At 38.8% G+C, this 24,152-nt stretch carries 23 protein-coding genes; 16 read left to right on the forward strand and 7 right to left on the reverse strand.

All coding sequences use genetic code 11. The features are described from left to right. Positions 1-671 precede the first annotated feature (671 nt). The 3 genes from JWP71_RS09490 to JWP71_RS09500 all read left to right on the forward strand — a co-directional run bounded on the left by JWP71_RS09490 (position 672) and on the right by JWP71_RS09500 (position 4,453). Positions 672-1,307 (forward strand): hypothetical protein, encoded by a 636-nt coding sequence (locus tag JWP71_RS09490; RefSeq protein WP_299499057.1) that lies wholly within the window; start codon positions 672-674, stop codon positions 1,305-1,307. Between the two features lie 248 nt (positions 1,308-1,555). Next, complete coding sequence (locus tag JWP71_RS09495) at positions 1,556-3,406, forward strand: CocE/NonD family hydrolase (RefSeq protein WP_299499059.1); 1,851 nt, start codon at positions 1,556-1,558, stop codon at positions 3,404-3,406. Positions 3,407-3,568: 162 nt separating this feature from the next. Further along, positions 3,569-4,453, forward strand: a complete 885-nt coding sequence (locus JWP71_RS09500; protein ID WP_299499061.1) for a TIM barrel protein — start codon at positions 3,569-3,571, stop codon at positions 4,451-4,453. Between the two features lie 630 nt (positions 4,454-5,083). On the opposite strand, the gene JWP71_RS09510 is transcribed toward JWP71_RS09500, so the two are convergent. The 6 genes from JWP71_RS09510 to JWP71_RS09535 all read right to left on the reverse strand — a co-directional run bounded on the left by JWP71_RS09510 (position 5,084) and on the right by JWP71_RS09535 (position 11,724). Then, positions 5,084-5,965 carry a lysophospholipid acyltransferase family protein gene (locus JWP71_RS09510; RefSeq protein WP_299499063.1) on the reverse strand — a complete coding sequence of 294 codons (882 nt, stop codon included), beginning with the start codon at positions 5,963-5,965 and terminating at the stop codon, positions 5,084-5,086. Positions 5,966-6,202: 237 nt separating this feature from the next. Further along, positions 6,203-8,899, reverse strand: coding sequence for a hypothetical protein (locus JWP71_RS09515; RefSeq protein WP_299499065.1), 2,697 nt, complete (start codon positions 8,897-8,899; stop codon positions 6,203-6,205). Between the two features lie 334 nt (positions 8,900-9,233). Further along, the gene (locus tag JWP71_RS09520; protein ID WP_299499067.1) at positions 9,234-9,737 is read right to left on the reverse strand and encodes a hypothetical protein; all 504 of its coding nucleotides are present in this window, start codon (positions 9,735-9,737) and stop codon (positions 9,234-9,236) included. 42 nt (positions 9,738-9,779) lie between these two features. Then, positions 9,780-10,343, reverse strand: a complete 564-nt coding sequence (locus tag JWP71_RS09525) for a hypothetical protein (RefSeq protein WP_299499069.1) — start codon at positions 10,341-10,343, stop codon at positions 9,780-9,782. A 28-nt stretch (positions 10,344-10,371) separates the two neighbouring features. Continuing rightward, positions 10,372-10,881: a hypothetical protein gene (locus tag JWP71_RS09530; RefSeq protein ID WP_299499071.1), complete on the reverse strand. Its 510-nt coding sequence runs from the start codon at positions 10,879-10,881 to the stop codon at positions 10,372-10,374. Between the two features lie 396 nt (positions 10,882-11,277). Then, complete coding sequence (locus JWP71_RS09535; protein WP_299499073.1) at positions 11,278-11,724, reverse strand: hypothetical protein; 447 nt, start codon at positions 11,722-11,724, stop codon at positions 11,278-11,280. A gap of 141 nt (positions 11,725-11,865) precedes the next feature. Here JWP71_RS09535 and JWP71_RS09540 point away from each other — a divergent pair, with 141 nt between their 5' ends. From JWP71_RS09540 to JWP71_RS09600, 13 genes are all read left to right on the forward strand, one after another. Beyond that, positions 11,866-12,093, forward strand: a complete 228-nt coding sequence (locus JWP71_RS09540; protein ID WP_299499075.1) for a hypothetical protein — start codon at positions 11,866-11,868, stop codon at positions 12,091-12,093. A 30-nt stretch (positions 12,094-12,123) separates the two neighbouring features. Continuing rightward, entirely contained in the window at positions 12,124-12,261 is a 138-nt protein-coding gene (locus tag JWP71_RS09545; RefSeq protein ID WP_299499077.1) for a hypothetical protein, read from the forward strand. 413 nt (positions 12,262-12,674) lie between these two features. Continuing rightward, entirely contained in the window at positions 12,675-13,439 is a 765-nt protein-coding gene (locus JWP71_RS09550) for an Fn3-like domain-containing protein (protein WP_299499080.1), read from the forward strand. Positions 13,440-13,530: 91 nt separating this feature from the next. Then, the gene (locus JWP71_RS09555; protein WP_299499082.1) at positions 13,531-14,112 is read left to right on the forward strand and encodes a Crp/Fnr family transcriptional regulator; all 582 of its coding nucleotides are present in this window, start codon (positions 13,531-13,533) and stop codon (positions 14,110-14,112) included. Positions 14,113-14,362: 250 nt separating this feature from the next. Then, positions 14,363-14,815, forward strand: coding sequence for a DoxX family protein (locus JWP71_RS09560; protein WP_299499084.1), 453 nt, complete (start codon positions 14,363-14,365; stop codon positions 14,813-14,815). 90 nt (positions 14,816-14,905) lie between these two features. Beyond that, positions 14,906-15,718, forward strand: a complete 813-nt coding sequence (locus tag JWP71_RS09565; RefSeq protein ID WP_299499086.1) for a pirin family protein — start codon at positions 14,906-14,908, stop codon at positions 15,716-15,718. A gap of 317 nt (positions 15,719-16,035) precedes the next feature. Then, the gene (locus JWP71_RS09570) at positions 16,036-16,956 is read left to right on the forward strand and encodes an AraC family transcriptional regulator (RefSeq protein WP_299499088.1); all 921 of its coding nucleotides are present in this window, start codon (positions 16,036-16,038) and stop codon (positions 16,954-16,956) included. 135 nt (positions 16,957-17,091) lie between these two features. Continuing rightward, positions 17,092-17,724, forward strand: a complete 633-nt coding sequence (locus JWP71_RS09575) for a hydrolase (RefSeq protein WP_299499091.1) — start codon at positions 17,092-17,094, stop codon at positions 17,722-17,724. A gap of 100 nt (positions 17,725-17,824) precedes the next feature. Next, positions 17,825-18,679 carry a pirin family protein gene (locus JWP71_RS09580; protein WP_299499093.1) on the forward strand — a complete coding sequence of 285 codons (855 nt, stop codon included), beginning with the start codon at positions 17,825-17,827 and terminating at the stop codon, positions 18,677-18,679. A 218-nt stretch (positions 18,680-18,897) separates the two neighbouring features. After that, the gene (locus JWP71_RS09585) at positions 18,898-19,953 is read left to right on the forward strand and encodes an LLM class flavin-dependent oxidoreductase (protein ID WP_299499095.1); all 1,056 of its coding nucleotides are present in this window, start codon (positions 18,898-18,900) and stop codon (positions 19,951-19,953) included. Positions 19,954-19,967: 14 nt separating this feature from the next. Continuing rightward, positions 19,968-20,534 carry an NAD(P)H-dependent oxidoreductase gene (locus tag JWP71_RS09590; RefSeq protein WP_299499096.1) on the forward strand — a complete coding sequence of 189 codons (567 nt, stop codon included), beginning with the start codon at positions 19,968-19,970 and terminating at the stop codon, positions 20,532-20,534. A gap of 48 nt (positions 20,535-20,582) precedes the next feature. Next, positions 20,583-21,032 carry a MarR family winged helix-turn-helix transcriptional regulator gene (locus tag JWP71_RS09595; protein WP_299499098.1) on the forward strand — a complete coding sequence of 150 codons (450 nt, stop codon included), beginning with the start codon at positions 20,583-20,585 and terminating at the stop codon, positions 21,030-21,032. A 97-nt stretch (positions 21,033-21,129) separates the two neighbouring features. Then, positions 21,130-21,693 (forward strand): AraC family transcriptional regulator, encoded by a 564-nt coding sequence (locus JWP71_RS09600; RefSeq protein WP_299499101.1) that lies wholly within the window; start codon positions 21,130-21,132, stop codon positions 21,691-21,693. 200 nt (positions 21,694-21,893) lie between these two features. Here JWP71_RS09600 and JWP71_RS09605 read toward each other — a convergent pair whose 3' ends face one another. Further along, the gene (locus JWP71_RS09605; protein WP_299499104.1) at positions 21,894-24,083 is read right to left on the reverse strand and encodes a response regulator; all 2,190 of its coding nucleotides are present in this window, start codon (positions 24,081-24,083) and stop codon (positions 21,894-21,896) included. Between the last annotated feature and the right edge of the window lie 69 nt (positions 24,084-24,152).

A 24,152-nucleotide genomic window follows, 5' to 3' on the forward strand; every position in this document is an offset into this window, starting at 1 on the left:
AATAAAACTTCTCCCGCCAGTTTCAAGGCAAATACTTTCACTTATAAGGGTATAAGTATGTACTTTGCATCGCGTAAACTCTTGACAAGCCACACAACTTCATTTAGACCTTTTATAATTGGCTACTCTGAAAAATATGTCCCCCCCCCCGCCCGGTTAAGCGTCCCACGCTTAACCGATGCCCGTCAGGAGCGCGGACGCTCTTGGCTGTTTGCATTCTATCGGAATACGCTTGAACGGGCGGGGGAGAATTAAATAATATTATAGAATTCACGGCGTGGGAGTTCGAGTCCCTTCTTCCGCACAAAATGAGAAAACCCTCTTTAAAGAAATTTAGAGAGGGTTTTTGTTTTTAGGGTTTAGAAGGGAGCGTTTTAATCAACCTGCTATTTTTGTTTAACCTCTTTTTCCTGCAATAACTCGAGGATCTTATCCAACTTATCTATTTCAATCGAATTAAGTTTCTTCAGTAATTGCTCTATTTCCTTTTTTGCTTCCACATTTGTTTTAAAGTCCTGCTCGGCATGGTGGCGATCGCAGCGGTTTAATTCAAGGTAAGTTGAGGGAAGACTTTTGTTACTGTTCCGCTGAAATTGCGTTCACACCTTTAGGTCTGTTTTTATTGTCCATGGCGATAAAACATTAAGGGCTGTAATCTTGTATAAACAATTATGGAAAAATTATTTACCCTTATATTAATACTATCTTCAATTTGTGTATTTGCACAAAATCCATCGGTAGCCCCTACGATTGGGAGAGCGATAATCGTCCATCCGGGCCCCAAACCAATGCACAAAGATTCGGTCACAGAATCTGATACTACAAAAGAAAATAAAGAACCCCGCTATTACTATCTTTCTATAAATACAAACGCTTTTGTGAACACTAAAGGTGGTTTTGGCAGGCGCTTTTCGCCGACGATAGAGTTTGGCCGTACTTACGGTATTTTTGATATAGGGTTGGCGACCGGAAAGATCAATATCCTACACGGAGATACCACCCAATATATTGAGTTCAGGCCGACCATTAATATTTTTTCCAAAGGCAGGTTCGCCGAGGGCTTGTGTTTAGGCGCCGGGTATGTATTTGGGGCCAAACAAAGTATGATGACAGAGATTTGCAATAGCATTAACTTCAATATTTCAGAAAATATAGCCATAGCGGTCACACAGGGTTATTGTTTCTTTGATGGTACAAATGACAGCAGGAACGCACAATATATGGGTCTTTCATTTACCTATAACTTTCTGAGGAGCCATAGCGTGAACAAACAGCGAAAGAAGAAGGCTATTACAAGTGATCATTAACATTTATTAGTTAACTAGTTCACTCAATTCGATAATATAGCAATTATTTTTTCGCCTAATAGCTTATTGATTATCAGCAAGCTATCTTAAAAGTGCTCTAATGAATAAAATCTAACGGAATTAAAAAATCCGGATCATTCAAATTGATTTTCCGCACTGCATTAACCCGGTCAATTTGATCGGGTTTTTTTGTTTCTCTGGCTAATTGAAATTCAATATATTTACATTTAACGTATTTCTATTTCACAATGAAAAAATTAGCCTTCCTTATCATTACCTTTTTTCCTATTGGAGTTTTTGCTCAAAATGCAGATTCTACATGGTTTGTAAATAATTATATCAAAAAGGAGGTCTCTATCCCCATGCGCGATGGTGTAAAGCTTTTTACATCCATTTACCAGCCTAAAGATCAGTCAGAAAAGCACCCTATATTAATCACCCGCACCCCCTATTCTATTGCACCTTACGGCAACGTGTATAAAGCTTACTGGCGAAGTTATATGATGAAATATTGCAGAGAGGGTTATGTTCTGGTTAACCAGGATATCCGGGGGAAATATATGAGCGAAGGTATATTTGAAGTGGTAAGGCCCTTAAATCCAAATAAAAAGACCAACAAAGATATTGACGAGGCAAGCGACAGTTATGACACTATCGACTGGCTGTTAAAAAATGTAGATAATAATAATGGCAATGTGGGCGCTATCGGTATTTCGTTTCCGGGGTTTTATGCTACTATGGTTGCTTTGAGCGGACATCCGGCTTTAAAAGCGGTTAGTCCGCAGGCACCGGTTACTGATCGTTTTTTTGGTGACGACGACCATCATAACGGTGTTTTAATGTTGATGGATGCTTTTGATTTCCATGTGGCTGGCGGTTTTAGCGCGCCAAGCGGAACGCCTTCAACCAAAGGACGAAGGGGGTTCCGTATTACCGATCAGGATAACTATAATTATTATTTAAAAATGGGCGCTATGCCAAACTTTACCAAATTGAGTGGCGATACCATGAAGTTTTGGAGTGATATGATGAACCATCCAAATTTGGATGCCTGGTGGAAGGCACGCGATGCCAGGACGGGCATGAAAGACGTAAAACCAGCTATGTTAATAACAGGCGGACTATTTGATGCCGAAGATGGTTATGGCGCCTGGAACACTTACAAAGCGTTAATAAAGCAAAGCCCCCAAACCAATAGCAAACTGGTAATTGGCCCCTGGTACCACGGGCAATGGGCCAGTAATGATGGCACGCATTTAGGAAATGTGCAGTTTGGCAGCAATACCGCAACTTATTACCAGGATATGGAGGTGCCATTTTTTAATTACTACCTCAAAAGAAAAGGTACCGACAACTTAAGCAAAGTGACCATCTTTTTTTCGGGTGAGGATAAATGGCGCAGTTTTTCGCAATGGCCGTTGGCTGATATTAAACCAACCCCCATCTACCTGAAAGAAAATGGAAAGCTATCATTTGAGGCCTCAACAACTCAAAAACCTACATTCGACAGCTATATTAGCGATCCGGCCAAACCTGTTCCCTATACCGAAAAAGTGCACTCAAAGCGTACCCGCGAATACATGGATGATGACCAGCGCTTTGCGGCACGCCGCGCGGATGTACTGGTTTATGATACAGGCCTATTAACAGATGATATAACTTTAGCCGGCCCAATAGTTGCCGACCTGTTGGTTAGTTTATCAAGTACTGACGCTGATTTTGTAGTAAAGCTGATAGATGTGTTCCCGGAAAATACGCCGGTTGACCCTGTTACCAAATATCCAATGGGCGGTTACCAGATGCTGGTACGGGCAGAAATTATGCGCGGCAAGTTTCGCGACAGTTTTTCGGCACCCCAGCCATTTGTACCGGGCAAGCCTACACAAGTGAAATTTACTTTGCCGGATGTTGCCCATACTTTTAAAAAAGGGCATAAATTGATGATACAGATACAAAGCTCCTGGTTCCCCCTTACTGACAGGAACCCGCAGCAGTTTGTTGACATTAACAAAGCTAAGGATACTGACTTTGTAAAAGAAACCATTAACGTTTATCATAATAGCTCTAAAATAATATTGCCGGTAATAATGATCAGGTAAAGCATAATAAAAACAAAAGCCAATCAAAAATTGATTGGCTTTTGTTTTTATAGGTATTATATGAATAAAAAAAATAAATCGGTTAACCAGTACACGTTCAGTCGTTTTATTATATCTTAGTGTAGCTTTTACGCTACCCATTTAAACCAAAAAATAAATATTATGATATCAAGACGTTCATTCGTTAAGACCTCGGCTGTGCTTTCTGCCGGGCTTTTGGCAGCACCACGCTTATTTGCTTATGATAAAAAATACATAGGCCTGCAACTATACACGGTTAGAGATGCCATGCAGGCTGACCCTGCCGCCGCGCTTGCAAAAGTAGCGCAGGTAGGTTACAACTCTGTTGAAGGCGCAACCTATACCGGCGATGAGAAATTTTATGGTATGGATACTAAATCCTTCAGCAAAGTGCTTAAACAAAATGGCCTGGTAATGTTAAGCAGCCATTATCGCCTTGGCGAAGAACAAACTAATGGAAAAGACACCCCCGGTACCATGCTGCATGGCTGGGATAAAGCTGTTGAAGATGCGCACGAAATTGGCTTGAAATACATGGTTTGTGCCTATCTTTCAAACCCGGAAAGAGGTAGTTTAGACCATTACAAAAAACTGGCTGATGATTTTAATACTGCTGGCGAGAAATGTAAAAAAGCAGGCATACAATTCTGCTATCATAATCATGACTTTGAATTTATACAGCAGGATGGAAAATATCCTTATGAAACGCTATTGAAAAATACAGACAAAGACGCGGTTAAAATGGAAATGGATCTGTATTGGGTTACTAAAGCTAAGCAGGATCCTATCGCGTTAATTAATGAAAATCCGGGCAGGTTCCCGTTATTTCATGTTAAGGATATGGATAACACACCCAAAGCCAACTTTACCGAAGTTGGAAACGGCATAATTGATTTCAAGAAAATATTCACACATGCCGATAAAGCAGGAATGAAATATTTCTTTGTTGAACAAGATAAAACTCCCGGCGATCCGTTTGCAAGTATTAAGCAGAGCTTTGACTATATTAAAAATAATCTGGTATAGCCGTTAAATTTTACTGACATAAAAAGGAGCATAAAAAATGCTCCTTTTTTATTGGGTGCTGTTTCACAAATTAATGAAACACCATGAAACAGTACAAAAGTTGAAGAATACTAATACCAACTCCATGTCATTTCGAATGAGGTACGAGAGAGAAATCTCCTATGATTTACACAACGAACTTTGCATGGTGTACATTTATATTGCAATCTCCGGCTTTTTTTTCCATCTCCTGTGCGACCATAACCAATATTGTGGTTTCTCCCTGATCAAAGTTTCCAGGTATCTTACATGAATATTGGTAATCTCATAAGGTTTCCTCTAAAAATCTTATCCGTAGAACTCGCAAATTTTATTTTTGAAATATAAAGAGAATAATATTTAACTTTATACTTTCAATTAAAACATTATGAGAGTATTGATGGCGCCAATTATGGCTATCATTTTTTTAGGCTGGGTGTTTTATATAACTTTTATAACTAAGACGCTTAAAAAAAATAAGAATGAAGTTTTTGCTGGATTCTTCTTTATAGCTGTTTGGGCGGTTATTTTATTGGTAGTAACCTAAAATATATTTAGTTACGAAAGATAAATCTTATAAGATTTACACAACGAACTTTGCATGGTGTACATTTATATTGCAATCTCCGGCTTTTTTTTCCATCTCCTGTGCGACCATAACCAATATTGCGGTTTCTCCCTAATTAAAGTTTCAAGGTATCTTACATGAATATTGGTAATCTCATAAGGCTTAGTTTGTTTTGGATTTTCAACCAAAGGCACTAAGGTATAAGTATAATATCCTCTTTTTATATAATCTATTCTATAAAATATTACCACGCAGTCTATCACTTTAGTAAGCTTTTCAATGCCCAGGAATACAGCTGTGGGCTGATTAAGGAACATGGTAAAATAGTTAACTTCACTACTGGCAGGTGTTTGATCAGACACCAGCACAGTAAAGGTTAATTCATTTTTATGTTCGATCATTTTCCGCAGGGCTTGTTTCATGGCAACCATGGTTGCCCCAAACCGGGAACGCGTCCGGTTAAAAAAATCATTAAAAACAATATTCGATTGTGTTTTATAAACAATTACCCTCCGTTTGTCGGTCAAAAAACCAAAGCTTAAAGTGGCCATTTCCCAGTTACAATAATGACCGGCCGCGGCAATAATACTTTTTCCCTTGCTAAAATAATATTGCATTAATTCTGGGTTAGTCGGAACCATGCGGCGTTGTACTTCTTTTTTTGAAATACTGATGCACTTGATCGTTTCCATCGCCAGGTCGGCCAGGTATTCAAAATACTTTCGCTCAATAATCAGGCGTTCCATTTCTGATTTTTCGGGAAAGGCGTTCCGCAGGTTTTCACGCACTACCGCTTTGCGATAGCTAAATATATAATAAAGAAATATGAATAAAATATCGGATACAACGTATAAAAGCCAAAAAGGCAATAAAGAAACCAGGGACAACGAAATTGCGCCTAACTTGGAAAGCCATTTCCCTATCATTGTTTATATTTTTTGCATACTTAGATAGCTGCAACATTATAGTAGAATATAAAATATAATAATATTGTTTCAAATATTATTATTAAAATTTCCACCCCCGTGCTGCTGTAGCCCCGCTCCCACTAGTTTCCCTCTCTTGGTTGCGCATTGTTTCAATTGGAAATTGAAACAAGAAATTTAAATTATTACCTAATTGCAACGCCCTAATTTTCTTTACATCATCAAAATAAACTATACTCAGTTGCTTTTATTTTTGCGGATATTTATGGTCCGTTTGCGTTCCCTGACTTCAAAAACCAGGGCTTCTTCGCTTTTAGTTGTCAGATCGGCGTTTAAATTTTCGCGTAGCACACGAAACTCTTCGGTAAATACATTTGCATTAATTTGTACTAAATAAGTATCGGCAGGCAGATTTAAAAAAAACGCACCATTCTCATCTGTTAATGTTGAATACGACTCCCCTTTTGAACTAATGGCAGTAATGCGAATATTTGAAGGACTAAACTCCAGTTTACTCAACGGATCTTTAACAAGATTTAAACTCCCGGATAAAAATCTGCTTCTTTCGTATCCAATATACCAATCCTGACTCTTATCAAAATTGATTTGCTGGTTATACCCTTTTTTGGCTATCCAACCCTTTAAATTTGTTACCTGGCCCAAATCAATAGAATAGATCTTCGGTTTAATATTTTTATAATAAGCCTCGCCAAGCTTGTTGGTGATAAAATATTGGTCGCCTATTCTGATATTTGCCGCATTTACCGGCTCATCTCCTAAATCATAAATATTGTTGCCATTATTATCTTTAAAGAGGATAACTTTTAAAGTGCTATACTTTCTTAACCCAATCAAAGGCAGATCAAACGTTTTGCGGATGCTCACGTTCAGGGAATTCAAATTATTCTCTCTGCTAAAATTACGGTTCCCATAAAAGCGGATATATACACCGCTTTTTACTAAATTTATGTTCAGATCAAGACGCGCCCCGTATGATTTTAGTTGATTACCAATATCATTGATATAATCCACCTCCACTCTCGTAGTAAGTACAGATTTAAAAAAATCCTGCTCAACATACGGCGAGACTTGAAAACGGTTAGTTTTTATTCCTGTTCTAACGTAATTAAACAGATCTGAATAATAGGTAGGGCCGTTATCCAATCTGAAGTTTACACCGCTGTTTCTGGTTTGCAGCGTTCCGAATGCCGCGATGGCGTCGATTGGTTTTATGTAGTTACTACCTTGGGCAAAACTCCGGGATACGCTTTCTGTTAAAGAAAAATTCAGGTTCTTAAGCAAACCAAAGCCAGTGGTTATATTCAGTTTGTTGGATTTAAATGGAATATTTGTTAAACTATCCTGCAATTGATTTACAATTGACGCCGTAACGGTAAGGCTGCTTCTACCGTTTATAAACCCGGTCCGCAAGCCATATTCTGTGGTTGTTCCCCCAAATAAAGAAAGCATTTTGTTGGAGTCGGGTAAAGTTACCGAGCGGGAATTATATTCAGTTATGCCGCCGAAAAAGAATTTACCCGTTATAAACCGCAATTCGTTTGAAGAACGGGAAACCCCGCGTTCGAGGCCCGGAAAATTGCGGCCGCTAATATTATTGTCAGTTCTGATGGCAAATATCGGAGAATTGTAATTATAACGAAGGCCGGCTGTAGCTCCTGTATTATTGGCGGTTAATGTCGGCTGATTAATAGAATTCCAGCCGTATCCGCCTAAAATTGCTAATTGCCCAGCTTTTCCAAAGGCTTTATCATATTCCGTAATATTTAAAATGCTATTTTCCTTTTGCTGTATATCAAAATTTAAAACGGTATTGTTAATTATTCCTGATGATTTATTTAGCAGATATTCTTGTCGTAAATTAAACTGATCAGCATTGCCCACACGACTCTTTACTGCTACGGCTTCAATTTGGTAACCATTATCGGCTTTATATGCTATTCTTGCCCCAAATCCATCAATTAAAAAAGCGCTAAATTCGGTTTGGTCTCCTATTGATACTCTCCAATGCTTTGTAGCGTAATTGACATTATAATACCGGTTTGATGCGCCATTATTTTCTGTATAAAAATTATCTGAGCGAAAATTAAAAGAAAGGGATCGCTGATTCTCCAGGAATACGATGCCCGAGCTGTTAATATAATTTATTTTCTGTTGCTTATTACTAAAGTTTTGAGAAACCAGTTCAACACTAAGCGGCGCGGTATACCAACCCGATGGATTTTCAAAAAAGACAGTATTGTTACTGTATACGTGCTGGATAAAGGTTTGCTGGTTTTTATCCTTAGTGCTGATCTCTATTTCCACATTCTGCGGTTTAAACTCCTGCAGGTATTTTTTTTGTACGATGATACCCACCCTTATTATTGTATCTCTGCCGGCCTGCAAACTTATATGGTTATTACGTTTAGCTACAGTAAGGTTTAAACCTGTTTTGTAGTTTATATCAAACTGCTGCGTCACGTTCCCTGTATTTGAAATTCTGAACTGGAAATAAGTTTCTTTGTTGATCCGGTCTAGCTTAACATCAGCATTGATTAATGCGGCGCGCCAGTTTGCATTAGCCATCACTTTTGCGAAATAATGATAATCGGTTTTAGCACCAATAGCGCTATTATTTATAGTTAAGATTACAGGGTATAATTTATTGCTCAACGCCCTGTAAGATGCTGCCACGCGGATGGGTAACTCCAATGTTTCATTTGGCCCGAGCTGAAATATTTTATGGTTATCAAATAATGTTTGCCAATTCTCCGGCACGGTCAGATCTAAGCCAATTGCTTGCTTAATAGAAGAGATATTAGTAATGGTAACCCGGTTGAAACTAAAAGAATTGCCCGTTTGATACAGGGTGTCTTTCATAAAAACCACCCTAAAATCATGATTTGCCTGCGCCACAGCTATTTCAGTTGACAATGTAACAAAAAAGCAAATTGCGAGTAGAACTTTTACAAGTTTAGGTGAATCAATACAAAAAAGGAAAAAGCAGCTTTTGAAGATTGTCTTTTTCATGTTATATAAAAGAGCGCTGCACTTATTTTTCTTAACACTTTATAATTATTGGTTCTTGTATCTCTACTTTGGATCGTCTGCACTTAATTCGCATAAAGTATTAATAGCTAGGTATTTCACGAAATTTACAAATTAAAAATTAATATCAGCACCATTTTACTGTGAATATAGGCGATATTATATTAGAACAAAAAAGGCTTGCCCTTAGGAGCAAGCCACAATACTAAGTTTAAGCCCTCTAAAGACAGCTTAGTGTGTACATGATGCCTATAGTGTAGTCTGTTGCCGGTATAACTGTGTTACCGGGCACCATTTTTATGTCTATACCAAGCGTACTAGCTCCGGGCGGTATTTTTGCCCCGGTTGTGCCTTTTAATGATAATGGCGTAGTTCCCAGGGGAGCATAGGTACCACCAGCGTTATTTCTAAACTGTAGTACTGAAGATGGCATAGGGGCACTTAGGCTCCCGCCGCTAAAATTTGGCGTTGTGGCGTTAATGTTGATGTACCAGGGCGTGTTACTGCTGTAGGTTAAAATAACTGCATTCAGTTGTTGTATCCCGGTAGTAAGGGATGCTGTCTGCCCGGTGAAATCAAAGTTAACTACGGCACCATCAGTCACAGCCACCTGCATTGCAACCGGTATTTTGGCAGTAACTATACTGGTAGCAGTAGCCGATTGTGCCTTAACAATAACACATGCTATTAAAACAATTACAAGGGTAAATAATGTCTTTTTCATAATCAATTATTTTTAACTGTAATTATAGATTATTTATGGTAATTATAAATTGCTTATGGTATATGTCAAGCTAATTGCATAATTACCCGGGCCAAAATCATAACGTGGGTTCATATAGTAATCTACACCTATTGTACCTGCCCCTCTTGCAGCTTTAGCACCTGTTATACCTACTACTGATGATGCTGTAGTAGTAAAGGGAATGTAAGTAACAGTATTACCTAATCTGTATGATAGTATAGTTGATGGCATTGGAGTATTTGCATCACCGCCTGTAAAATTTGTAGTATTAGCAGCCACGTTAACAAACCAAGGCAAATTCGACCTGAAAGTTAAGCTCACAGCGCCGGATACAGTAACACCATTATCAAGTGAGTTGATATCAGGGAAGTTGATAGGAACTGTTGCCCCTGTTGTTACAGCCAAATCTAAAATTGTAGCTATAGTTGTGGTAACATTTGCAGTTTGAGCAGGTGTACCAACCCCGCTGCCACCAGCTGGAATATTGGTGCCATTTGGTATAACAGTTACTTGCGCTTTTGCAAACGATGCGCTTAGGATAAATAATGCAGCTATCATTGAGCCGGCTAAAAGGAACTTTCTCATAATTTTAATTTTTACTGGTTAATATATTTTATAATGTTGTTATAGTATAAGTAACTGTCATGCTGTAATCGGTCGCCGGTGCATAAACGTATCCGGGGTTCAATAAGAAATCAACCGCTACGGTTCCGGTACCTCTTGCATTTTTTGAACTTGTGCTCCCGGTTAATGAAGTAGCGGTTGTTGATAAAGGTGTAAACGTTGATCCTCCGGTAAGCCTGTAATTGATAACTGAAGCAGGCATAAGGGTGGTTGACGAACCTGAAAAGTTTGCTGAGTTTGCCGCGATATTAATATACCAGGGTTGATTGGATCTGTAGGTAAGTGTTGCTGCGCTTGTTTGCGTGATGCCAGCATCCAGCAGTGCTATACTGTTAAAATTAAAAGTAAGGGCCGTACCGGTGGTAACTTTCAGATCAAGTACCTGCGAAATTTGAACAGCCATTGTAGCAGTTGGCGTAGGTGTACCTATTTGAGCACAAACCTTGGTAGATATTCCTAAGGCTAGCATCAGTGCTGAAAGTAACAGTGTCTTTTTCATATCAATATTTCTTTTAAATAAATTATAGATATAACCGTATAAACAACAACAAAGCCAATAAATATTAAAGACTGTTATACCTGATATTTATAGGTGTTTTATATATAAATTATATATAATTTATAACTATATCCAATTGATACCACATTGAGTAAAGCCTGATAAATATTCTCAATATGGGGAAATATAAGCAATTAGTTACACCCCATGATTGCTTATTACGCACTATTATATGTAATCAATAAGAAATATTATATATACTTTATGATGGAAAGTAAAAAACCAAACCTTACATTTTTTACCGCCACAGGTTTTCAGATATAACGTGTAGAGCTGACACAGGTTGGAACCTGTCGCTGTGCTTCTTTTCAAAAAACTAAACGCGTTTATTACTAATTACAGATTACTGATGGTGTAGTTGATGGTAATGGTATAATCGGTCGCCGGGGCATAAACGTATCCAGGGTTCAAAAAGAAATCGACGCCGATGGTTGAAGTTCCCCGCGTATTCTTGGTACCGGTTGTTCCGGTTAATGATGCGGCTGTAGCAGAAAGCGCAGTAAAAGATCCGCCAGACCCATTAAGCCTGTACTGAATGACCGAAGCCGGCATTGGCGTTGATGATGACCCTGAAAAATTTGCCGAAGCGGCCTTAATTGTAACGTACCATGCCTTGTTGGAGCTATATGTAAAAGTAGTGGCATTGGTAAGTGTAATGCCGTTATCAAGCAAAGCTGTTGTGTTGAAATTAACATTATTTAACCCGCCGGCAGTAGTTGTAAGGTCTAGTACGGTTGGCACTGTGATATTTACGGGTTGTGATAAAAAAACAGTTTGCGCCAAAGCATTTATGTTGAATACTCCGAAAAGGAGTAATGTAATTAAACAGGATTTCCGGATGATCATACTTTTTAATTACAAATGTAAAAATAGAGTGTAAGCGTGTGTGTTCCGGGGGCTTGTGTAAATTTATTCATTGCACTAGTGCCTCCCACAGTAGGATTTAGTGTAATAGTAACAGTTTGCGTTACCGTATTATTAGCTGTAGTTCCCGTATTAGCAGCAATGGGCAAATACGAATTTGAAAGAGTTACTGTTGCGGGCGCAGACCCATGGGTAGATGCGGCCGCTGTAAAGGTATTTATAGGAATAACTGTATTGGTTGATGAGCCCGCCAATGCAGTTACCACACCGGCTATATATAAAGTATAAGGCGTGTTTTTAGACTTTAATGTAATTTGAATGGCATTTGAACTTTGCGAACTATTAAAGGAACTTAAAGTACTGAAAGTAAAAGAGGTACTGCCAGTTATGGACATGTTAGGATTACCCGATGCAGTACATGGACTGGGCGGCGACGGTTGTGCAATAGCACAGTAGCCACAAAATATTAACAATAAAAAAATAAGCCAAAGATGTTTGATCATAATACATTAAACTACCAATAGTGAAAATTGCAGGTTAAATTTTTAATTAATTTAGGTACCTTAAGTTAGTGCAAACGATACGCCGGCACCGCTATTTAAAACACCACATATTTATGTTTTTAAAACATTTGCTAAACTCCTAACGTAATAGCAAGCAATTTGGCCCTGCTATTATTTAATAACATATAAAACCACAAAGCAAATATCTATTTAATAAATAGTAATCTAACATCAATGTGTAAACTAAAATAATTAATAATAAATATAATATATATTTGACACACCTTATATTTAGACTATTCTTTAGCATATAACATGAAAGTTATTCAACACAGTAAATATTTTTGCTTTATAATCTTAATCCTGTTGTCTGCAAGGACTTTGGCCCAGCGGATTAATGTAAACCCAACCATTTTAAGTTTTAACGGGAGCACTGGTCAAAGCGCAACACAAATATTAACTGTTACTAATTTATCAGACAAAGTGCAGGCCTACCAGTTATCCCTTGGCGACTGGATTAGGGATACTACCGGCGAACACAGGTATTTTACTCCTGGCAGCACAAAACGTTCGTGCGCCAACTGGGTATCATTTGATAGCCCGGTAATAGAAGTTGAACCGCAAAAATCTCGTGATGTAAGGGTTACTTTAAATGTGCCTGCAGATGTTATGGCAACAAAAGAGATGAAGTGGGCTATGATATTTATACAGAATGTAAAAGAGCAAACCGGCGATGATAATAAAGGCGGTAAAATGAAAGCTACTATAAAAGAAATATACCGCATAGGGATCCACGTTTACCAAACCCCACCCAACGTAACTAAAAAAGAGGCTAAAGCAATATCACTGGTACAAAACAAGGTTAACAAAGATCTTTATGATTTCACTATGGTTAATTCGGGGATGACTATGCTTGATTGTAAGGTGAGACTGGTATTAACCAATTTAGCCAGTGGTAATGAAATAAAATTGGAAGAACAGAGCTTTCCTGTTTTCCCGGAAGGTACCAGGCTTGTTAAATTAGAGATCCCTAAAACGGTTCCAACAGGAAAATATTCCATGTTAGGTATACTTGAATATGACCCCGATATGCCCTTAGAAGCAATCGAATCGTCTTTAGAAAAAAACTAATTGGCTTTGATTGAAGTTTTTATATTTCCCTAACGCTAAAATAGAAGAACCACGAAATTTTGAGTAGCTTTATAGTAAAAAGCTGCTTGCAATGAACCTCAATTTTCTGCAATATTTAAAAAAGAATTTGGAGTTGACTGATTCTCAACTGGAACAACTGTTCCCCATGCTAAATGTTAAGATCGTCCCAAAAAACTATCTTTTGTTACGATTGGGGGAAACACGCAGCTATGCTTATTTTGTAGAAAAAGGATTACTTCGTTCTTATTCAATAGATGAGACAGGAAGGCAACACATCATTCAATTCGCCCCTGAAAACAACATTATCAGTGACAGAGCCAGCCTGTATTTTAGTGCGCCCTCCAATCTTATTATTGAAGCTATAGAAGAGACCACTGTAATCGTGATGGATCATCATTATACAGATTATGTCGCAGAATTACCTGGCTTCTATAAAAAGAATGAGGTGATTTTGCAACACCATGTGTGGCATTTGCAAAGCAGGATTGAAACCCTTCTTGGCGCAACAGCCGAAGCAAGATATCTGGAATTTATCAAGCGATATCCCAACCTTACCCTACGCGTTCCTCAATGGATGATTGCCTCCTACCTCGGCATTACACCCGAAAGCCTTAGCAGGGTTAGAAAAGAACTGGCCACCCGCCATTTTTAAATCGCACCATAAATCATTTCTTACCATACATCAATGTACAAGGGCTGGCTTCGCTTTAGCTTAGTTTTATCATTTAGCAGATAGTGTTCTAATTAAGAATTAATTAGAGAATTAAACTAATTTATTTTTTATACCTTAACTAAGTGTAATATTTCAAAATAACTTCTTTATAACATTGTTCCTTATACTACAATTTGAGGATATTATTTTGAAATCCCATTGATTATTTAACCTTAAAAACAATAGACAAATGAAAAAACTATTTTCAACTAATCCCCAAAATGTTTCGGCATTGGTAGCAAGGCTTGCTTTAGGTATTGTAATTTTTCCGCATGGTGCGCAAAAATTATTAGGATGGTTTGGTGGTTATGGCTTTAACGGATCAATGGGTTTTCTTACCGGTCCTGCAGGCTTACCGTGGCTTGTGGCATTGCTTGTTGTTATAATAGAGTTCTTCGGATCGCTGTTATTAATCTTTGGTTTTGCAACGCGCATTGCCGCATTTTGTATTATTTGCGAGTTTATAGGTGTAGTGTTAAGTACCCATATACATAATGGCTTTTTTATGAATTGGTATGCCGTATCCCAAAAAGGCGAAGGTTTTGAATATTTCATTTTGTTATTTGGGTTGGCAATTATCACATTTATAAACGGCGGTGGTAAGGCTAGCGTCGACTCTGTAATAGCAAAAAACATATCGTAAGACTAATAATCCCAATCAAATAATGAAAAGGAAAATTGCAGGCGTTTTTAACAGCCATTACAAACATGCTGTTGGCGACGCATTTAAGGAGTGATAAATATTTTCCCCAACGGAAACAATTTTGGCGATAAGATGAGCCCATTTTATATGATCGACTATCAGCCGGAAACGTATTATGAACCCAGTGAAAAAAAACGTGGCGTAAATGTACACCCGCATCGCGGAATAGAACCGGTAACCATTGTTTATCAGGGTTATATAGCACATGCAGACAGTGCCGGGCATACCGGCGTTATCGGGCCCGGCGATGTACAATGGATGACAGCCGGAAAGGGCATTTTACATAAGGAATATTTTGAGGATGGTTTTTCGAGGAAAGGGGGATATCTGCAAATGATGCAAATATGGACCATATTGCCGAAAGCCAATAAATTTGTGGAACCGAATTATCAAACACTTCTTAAAGACGAAATTAAAACAGTAATATTAAATGATAACGCCGGCGCGGTTAGGGTAATTGCCGGGAGTTATAGCGACGAATACAGCCAGGTTAAAACCTATAGCGAGATGAATATTTTAGATGTTATTCTTAATAAAGCGGGCAATATACAGATCACTGCTCCTGCGGAATATAATATGGGTATATTGATTTTAAGCGGACAGGTTGAACTAAATGGTATTAATGCCGGTAAAGAACAATTTGTACTGTTTGAAAACGAAGGTACAACAGTAGACATTAGCGCTACTGAAGAAGCAAAGTTTTTGGTGTTAAATGGAAAGCCATTGAATGAACATGCATTACATAAAGGTCCGTTTGTAATGAACACTGCAGAGGAAATAGATCAAGCGTTCGAAGATGTAAATTCTGGAAAGTTTGGCTATCTCGAAGAAGAAAAAGTATAAGTTTATTAGTTAATTTAATTTCTAACTACCTCCGCACATTTTGGTATCAAAACCAAACAAAGCCTGCAAATCCAATGATTGCAGGCTTTTGTATTTTACTTGCTCCCCAATCAATTCAGACTCCGGCATAAAAAGATTCAAGAACTGCCAGCCAGGTTAACAAATCAGATTGGCAAAAGCCTGTATCATAAATTATGATAGCAGGTTTTTGCTATTTAAGATTGATTTATCAAGGGGTATCATATGAAGCTTTGTGATTTAGCTAGTTTTAAATTACCTTTGATTTATTTTAAGATTTTAAGTAAATCAAAGGTAATATGAATCCCCAAAATATAGTTCTGGATATTTCGTCGGCCATTAGATATTACAAGTCAGCTGATAAGAAAGCACTGCTCAATTTTGGAATGGATAAATACCAGAATGAGTTTTCGCCGAATAATTTTGCTATCACTAGTAATGGTGGATTAAAAAAAGCCTTGCCTATTAAAACTGATCACTATTGTATTGTTTTGTGCATTCAAGGTAGTTGTTTAAAAACAGTAGGCCCCCATACCTTCCGCGTGGTACCACAGTCACTGCACATCAGTTCTCCTAAGCACTTTAGTTCGTTTGAACAAGCTAGCGATGACTTGCTAACTTATATTATATTCTTTAAAAAAGAATTTATTTCAAGTGTATTTATGAAAGAATGCATCGTTGATACGTTACTTGAATTAAACCCGGATCAGGCGCCATTTTACATTTTACCCGAGAAGCATTACCGTGCTATAAAGCTTTTGTATGAAAAGATGGAACAAGAATATCTGGACGGCCAGTCATTACATATACAAATCATTCAGCTAATGATGGTTCAGTTGATTTATACTATAAACAGGGCGTGTGAAAATATACTGATGAATACCAGCTTACATCCCGTAAGGCAGTATCAATTGGTAGTTCAATTCAGAAAACTGGTAGAAGACCATTTTTTAGACAAAAGAACGGTACAGGAATATGCGGATCTGATACATCTCTCCCCCAAGTATCTAAGCGACCTGGTAAAACAAGAAACGGGCATGAACGCCCTGAATTTGATCAACAAACGTTTGTATCTTGAGGCGCAATTCTTGTTAAGTTTTTCAAACTATAGCGTTAAAGAGGTGGCAGATCATCTAAAATTTGATACCAGTTCTCATTTTAGCCGCTTTTTTAAACATTTTGGCGGGTTAACCCCTTCAGAATTTAAAAACAAGCAATAGCATTATTTTTTCGGTGATATTGGTTCTTTTCTCCTCCTTATTGGAATTGACTGGCATTGCCCTTCCCTGTAATTTTGTCCTATCAAATTAATCAATCAGATTTATCTGATAGTAAAAAATTAAATTATTAAAATTATGAAAACTAATTCATTATTATCGCCAGACAATCACGCTTTGCTACTGATCGATCATCAGTACCTGCAACTGCTAACCCTCCGCTCACATGAAGCTGCAACGGTTATTAATAACACAACAGCGGTTGCAAAAGCCGCTAAAATTTTTGATATACCCTTGTTGTTAACTTCTGCTTTTGCCGAACGCCAGGAAATTGTTAAAGAAGTGAAAGATATATATCCAGAGCAGGATCCTATAGACCGGACTACGCTAAATTCATGGGAAGACGAACGAGTAACTGATTGGGTTAAGGAAACAGGCAAAAAAAGACTGGTAATGGCAGGGTTATGGACAGAGGTGTGTTTAACAATGCCTGTTATTTCGGCACTTGCCGACGGTTACGAAGTTTATATAATTACCGATGCCTCTGGTGGTGCAAGCCAGGAAGCACATGATATGGCAGTTCAGCGCATGATACAGGCAGGTGCTATCCCAATGACAACCTGGGCATATGTTAGCGAATTGCAGCGTGATTGGGCAAGAGAAAAAACTGCCGGCCCGGTAATGCAACTATTTGAAGAACACGGAGGCGGTTTTGGACAAGGCTTAAGATGGGAATGGCAATTGTTGGGCCTTAAGGAAGGTACCCGTTAAAAAATCTAATAAACTTCTTTACCGTCTTTTTGTACAAAACCTTTTTTGAATAACAGACGGTAAAGAAGTCTATTGAATATTTGATATAAATAAGTAAAAAATGAAAACTATAGCCAAACAACATCAGGCAGTTTATGAACCTATCGGGAATCTAATTACTTATCGTGTCATTCCGACGGCCTCCATTGATTACCTCGATCCATTTTTATTTTTGAACCATCATGGGCCGCAATTCTATCAGCCAAACAACAATGGATTGCCTTTTGGGCCGCACCCGCATCGTGGCTTCGAAACAGTAACCATTGTTATTGACGGTGATATCTATCACAAAGACAGCGGCGGTTTTGAAGGAACAATTCTTCCGGGAGGAGTTCAATGGATGACTGCAGGTAAGGGTCTTATCCATACAGAGGTGTCTTCTGAAAAATTTAAAAAAAAGGGCGGCAATCTTGAAATTCTGCAATTGTGGGTAAATCTGCCTTCGAAGTTCAAAATGATCGATCCTTTTTATCGTGATCTTCAACAAGCTGATATACCTGTTTTTAAAAGTGATGACGGGAAGGTATCAGTAAAAGTTATCGCCGGAAAATGGGAAGGCATCAATGGCGTATATTCTCCCCTGGTCGATATCAGCCTTTACCAAATAGACATGAAGGAAAAAGGAAAATTCATAAAATCTATTTCCACTGAACAAAATGTTTTCTTTTATGTGATTAAAGGTGACCTGATTATTAATGGTGAGGTTTCAAAAGCACAGCATCTTGTAGAATTCAATCATAACGGGGAAGATATCATGGTGGAAGCAACAAGCGACGCGTCGATATTGTTGGGGCATGCTCTTCCGTTTAATGAGCCTGTGGTGTCCGCCGGGCCATTTGTAATGAATACATCCGAGGAGATTGAACAGGCTTATCAGGATTACAGTAACGGGAAATTTGGGACCTGGATGGTCTGAAGTTAAAAATCAATAAAAATAAACAAGCAATAATTTGCAATATTAATGAGGCAATGAATTACTATAACCAACCGCCAACATTAAATCGCATTTATTTCTTACCATACATCAATGCACACGTACTGGCATCGCTTTAGCTTTGTTTTATCATTCAGCGCTGCATTAATGTCTATCATCCAAAAATATAGCATTGAATAAAATATTAACAATTGAGAATTATGGAAAATTATAGAATAGATCAAAGCAAAGGAATGGAGATTGGACTCTACTCATTAGGCGATTATATGCCGGATGTTGTAGCAGGAAAATACATTACCGAAGCTCAGCGCATCAAAGAGCTTGTAGCTGCCGCAAAGTTGGCTGAGGAAGCAGGTTTGGATGTTTTTGCGCTTGGAGAAAGCCATCAACAATATTTTGTTAGCCAGGCGCATCAGGTAATACTCGGTGCGATAGCAAACGCAACATCAAAAATAAAAATCACAAGCGGTGTTACGGTTTTGAGCACTTCAGACCCTGTACGGGTGTATGAAGAATTTTCAACATTAGATTTGCTTTCTGATGGCAGGGCAGAGATTATTGCCGGGCGGGCATCACGGGTAGGTGTGTACGAATTGATGGGCGTTAATTTGAGGGATTATGAGGATATTTTTGAAGAAAAGTTTGACTTACTATTAAAATTAAACGAGTCGCAACCGATTAACTGGAGCGGCAAATATCGTCCGGCTTTGAAAGACGCCGAATTATATCCAAAGCCATTAAACGGGAAATTACCTATTTGGAGAGGTGTCGGCGGATCGCCGGCCAGTGCTATAAAAGCCGGATATTTTGGATCACCCATGACGTTGGCTACTTTAGGGGGGGCATCATCCGCATTCAAACCAACTATAGACGCTTTTCGTAGCGCGGCAGACCAATATGGACATGATTCAAAATCGCTTCCTGTTGGTACAACCAGCTTGTGTTATATTGCTGACGATTCTCAACAAGCTTTGATAGATTATTATCCATACCTCAATGGTGGATGGCAATTATTACGCGGTAGTGGTTATCCAAAATCTCAATTTGCCGAGTCGGCCAATATTAAGAATGCCATGATGGTTGGAAGTCCCCAACAAATTATTGATAAAATTTTGTATCAATATGAATTGTACGGGCATCAGCGGTTTTTAGCACAAATTGATTTTGGCGGAATTCCATTTGATAAAATAGCACGGGTAATTGAGTTATTAGCTACAAAAGTTGCACCGGCTGTTCGTAAGGCAACAATAAAATAACAGGAGGAAGAAATATGCGAATAGTTGGAATTTCAGGCTCTATTGTGGGTTCAAAAACCCGTACAGCCGTAAAGCAAGTTTTAAAAAGTATTAAAGACAAAAACCCGGAGATAGCAGTTGAATTAATAGATTTAGCAGATTATCAGATTCAGTTTAGTGATGGAAGAGACTTTAGAGATTACCAGGATGATACCAGGAATGTGATCGAAAAAATCATGAGTGCTGATGCTTACATTATTGGAACGCCTACTTTTCAGGCCTCCATACCCGGCACGCTTAAAAATATCTTCGACCTGCTCCCGATTGATGTTTTTAAGGACAAGGTTATTGGCATAGTTGCTACTGCGGGTTCTGCAAAGCATTATTTGATGGTAGAACATCATTTGAAGCCAATACTCAACTACATGAAGGCTATTGTAGTGCCCAAATATGCCTTTGTAGAAGAAAAGGACTATTTAAACGGAGAAATTGTAGATGATGAAATAATTTTCAGGCTAAATCGTTTGGCGGAAGATACAGTGGTAATGATTAATGCAACTAAGGCTGTTTTAGAAGCAAAAGATGAAGCTTACCCGTTTTAAGGTAAGGGCCGTTAATGCAAGTTAAACAAAGTCAATTACATAGTAAACATGAAGGAAGATCAAGTTAAAACTAAATTTAGCAGTCTTAGCCATGAAGTTTTATTTAAAATTAAACTAACGAACGACTGGCTGGCCTTTTGGCAATCAGAATTCTTAAATAATTTCAATATTTCACCTGAACAATATGATGTGTTGTATGGCATACAGGAAAGATGTAGCCAAATAATCCGTTTAAGGGATATTAAATGCTGTACAGCACACAGGATATCCGACATTTCAAGGTTAACAGACAGACTGGAAGCAAAGCAACTCATTCAGAAAACCGCCGACCCTAATGACCGGCGGAATACTTATGTTACTATTACCACCGAAGGGACCTCCTTACTGCATTGTATCGCCCCCAAAATGGAAGCCTGGCTTAAAACTTTTTCCGGATTAAACGTTATTGAATTGCAACACTTAAACACCTTATTAGATAAGATCAATAATCAAACTTGATCTGGCTTTAAGCTCAAATAATCGGCCATTACAAAAAATGGTTCATTTTGACCAGATGCTGAGGAAATCTAATCAAAACATTGCTTAACTTAAACACATGATACTGCATATTAAAAATATGGTTTGCGACCGTTGCATTATGGTTGTTAAGCAACAGTTAGAAAATACAGGATTGAGCGTTACTGAGGTTAGTCTTGGTAATGCCACCGTTCAGCCAGAACCCGACAGTGAACAGTTGAGCCTGATTTCCTCTCAGCTTAAATTGTTGGGATTTGAATTACTGGATAACGAAAAGGACCGAATTGTTGAACGTATCAAAAGCCTGATCATTGAAAAAGTACACTACAGTGATCTGGCGGATGCCCATCTGAATTTTTCCCAATACCTTTCGGAAGGTTTGAATAAAGAATATGCCTATCTAAGCCGGATGTTCTCTGATGCTGAAGATACAACCATTGAAAAATTCATTATTCAGCAAAAGATCGAAAAAGTGAAAGAATTACTCGAATACGGGGAGCTTAATATCAATGAAATTACGTGGAAAATGGGCTACAGTAGCAGCGCTCATTTATCCGCGCAGTTTAAAAGTATGACCGGTTTAACTCCCACTCAGTTCAAAGCTTCAGAAAAAACCGATAGGAAACCGATCGATAAAATATAAAAAATCAACAAACAGTATAAAGCCAGCGAGATAAGCGCCTGCCAAGACATGCTAATACCGTCATGGCTGTAATTGTTCTTTGATATAAAATTACGGCTGACTAAAAGGAACACCATCCGGCATTCGTTGAACAGGTAAAACGAATCGTTAAATGGCGTTATATGAAGATAGAGGGATTTGCCCACAATAGACCGCTTGGTTTATAATGTTTTGTAAAAATATTCTGCTTCGGCAAGCGCATTCATGCAAATGGTCTCCAGGTTATTAATGAGCGTCAAAACACCACCATCGGCAACAGCGGCGTGTTCAAGCGCATCCAGTATATTACCCAAACGGGGTAACAGGCCCATAATGGCTACGCTGGTCTTCATATTATGTGCGGTTTGGTTAATCGCAGGAGTATCGTCATTATCAAATGCATCTCTTAACCCTGCAAGGTCGCCCGGTAAATATTGTATAAACTGCGAGGTTATGGTCCTTTCATACGCCTTGCTACCGTTGCTTACCTCTTTCATATAAGTAAGATCAATAAATTGATATGCGGGCATTTCCTGAGCCTGTATGGCGATAGTCTCTTTTGCAGGTTTTGCTGCAATAAATTTCGTGATCATCCGGAAAAGGTCGTGTACATTTACCGGTTTGGGAATATATTCATTCATGCCCATGCTAATGCACTTTTCCCGTTCGCCTGCCATGGCATGCGCAGTCATGGCAATAACCGGCACATCTGATTTAAGTTCTGTACGAATATACCGCGTCGTAGTATACCCATCCATGTCTGGCATCTGGATATCCATAAGTACGAGGTCATACGTTTTCGTTTTCATTAAGCTGAGCGCCTCCTTACCGCTTCCGGCAATATCAAAAACAGCGTGCCATTGCTCCAGCAAATGCTTGATCAAACTCTGGTTCATCGCGTTATCATCAACTACCAGGATGCACGCCGACATGCTGATCTTGTCTTTATAATAGCCAGTGTCAATAGCCGGAATTTCGGTAATCTGCTCGTCGGCAACTAAGTAGGGAATATATAAGCTGAACTCCGTACCCTTTCCGGGTTCGCTTTTAACTGATATGTCACCGCCTTGCAATAGTACAAGGTCTTTAACAATTGATAGCCCCAGGCCAGTGCCGCCATAGGCCCTGGTGATGGAATCTTCAGCCTGGTTGAAGCGTTCGAAAATAACTTTCAGCTTTCCCTTTTCAATACCTATCCCGTTATCTGCAACTTTCAGGCCCAGTTGTATGCTATTGCCCTCAATCTGCTTTTTATAAATTTCCACTCGGATATCACCCTGTTCACTAAATTTTAAGGCATTCCCGATCAGGTTGACCAATATCTGTGTTAAACGCGTGGCGTCGCCGACAAGCGTGTCAGGAACTTCCCGGTCAATACTGCTATGGAAGGCTAATCCTTTGTCCTTTATCTTCCCCATGAACAATGTCTCGATAGAATGCAAAAGGCCCCTTACGCTGAACGGCGCAGGAACGATACGCATCATTCCGGCTTCTATTTTGGAAAAATCAAGGATGTCATTGACGATAGTGAGTAAATTTTCTCCGGCACTTTGAATAGAATCGACAAATTCCTGCGATCGGGTATCCAGCTCATGGTGTTTGAGCAAATTGGTAAATCCCAGGATCGCACTGAGCGGTGTGCGGATCTCATGACTCATGTTGGTTAAGAAATTTTCTTTTACCAGTGCCGCCTCCTGGGCCCTTTTTTCCGAGGTATTTAATTTTATAATTAGCAGGCTCTGCTGGCGGAACTGGTTTACGATAAACCAGCAGATACCAGCCCCGCCCACTAACAGCAAAGCGATCAATACATCACGGTATAACCGAGCCTTATAGATGTCGTCCCTGATGGCGACGCTGAGCCGGATCATGGATTTTTGGCGGCTATCATGAATCTTACTAAACGCCAGTGCAATTTCATCAGTTATTCGTCTGCTCCTCGGATTAGCGACCAGGCTGGTATCGTTCATATTGCCGATCGCCAAAAAACGACCAATCAACCGGTCCTTATTTTTTATCTTTTCATCAGCCAGTCCCTCCAGGCGGACAATTAGCTTTTTTACTTTTGGGTCGGAGTTGTCTTTATCAAGAGAATCAAGATAAATTTTAACGATCTCTATCTTTTCATCCACGCCCGCCAAATGAGATGTATCGTTAGTAGCAATCGCTCCCCTGATCCTGCTTTCGGCGCTATAAATATCCTGATCTATCTCACGCAGGTAATCGCTGAGCCGCAGCTCCCTTAGCAGTTCGGTATTCCCCGCGATCAGCTTATTCGTATTGCGGGCGGAATTATAAAGGACAAATATTAAAAGAAAGGCTCCCAGCACGAATGCCGCCAGGATAAAATAACTGAAGCGCCTATTTGCCATTACGAAAGATAAAAATGCCATTGATACGAGATAAATCTGAAGACTTTAATTGTATAAGCAACCCAATTT

This window comes from Mucilaginibacter sp. (genome assembly GCF_028287845.1).
In the GTDB taxonomy this organism is placed as follows: Bacteria; Bacteroidota; Bacteroidia; order Sphingobacteriales; family Sphingobacteriaceae; genus Mucilaginibacter.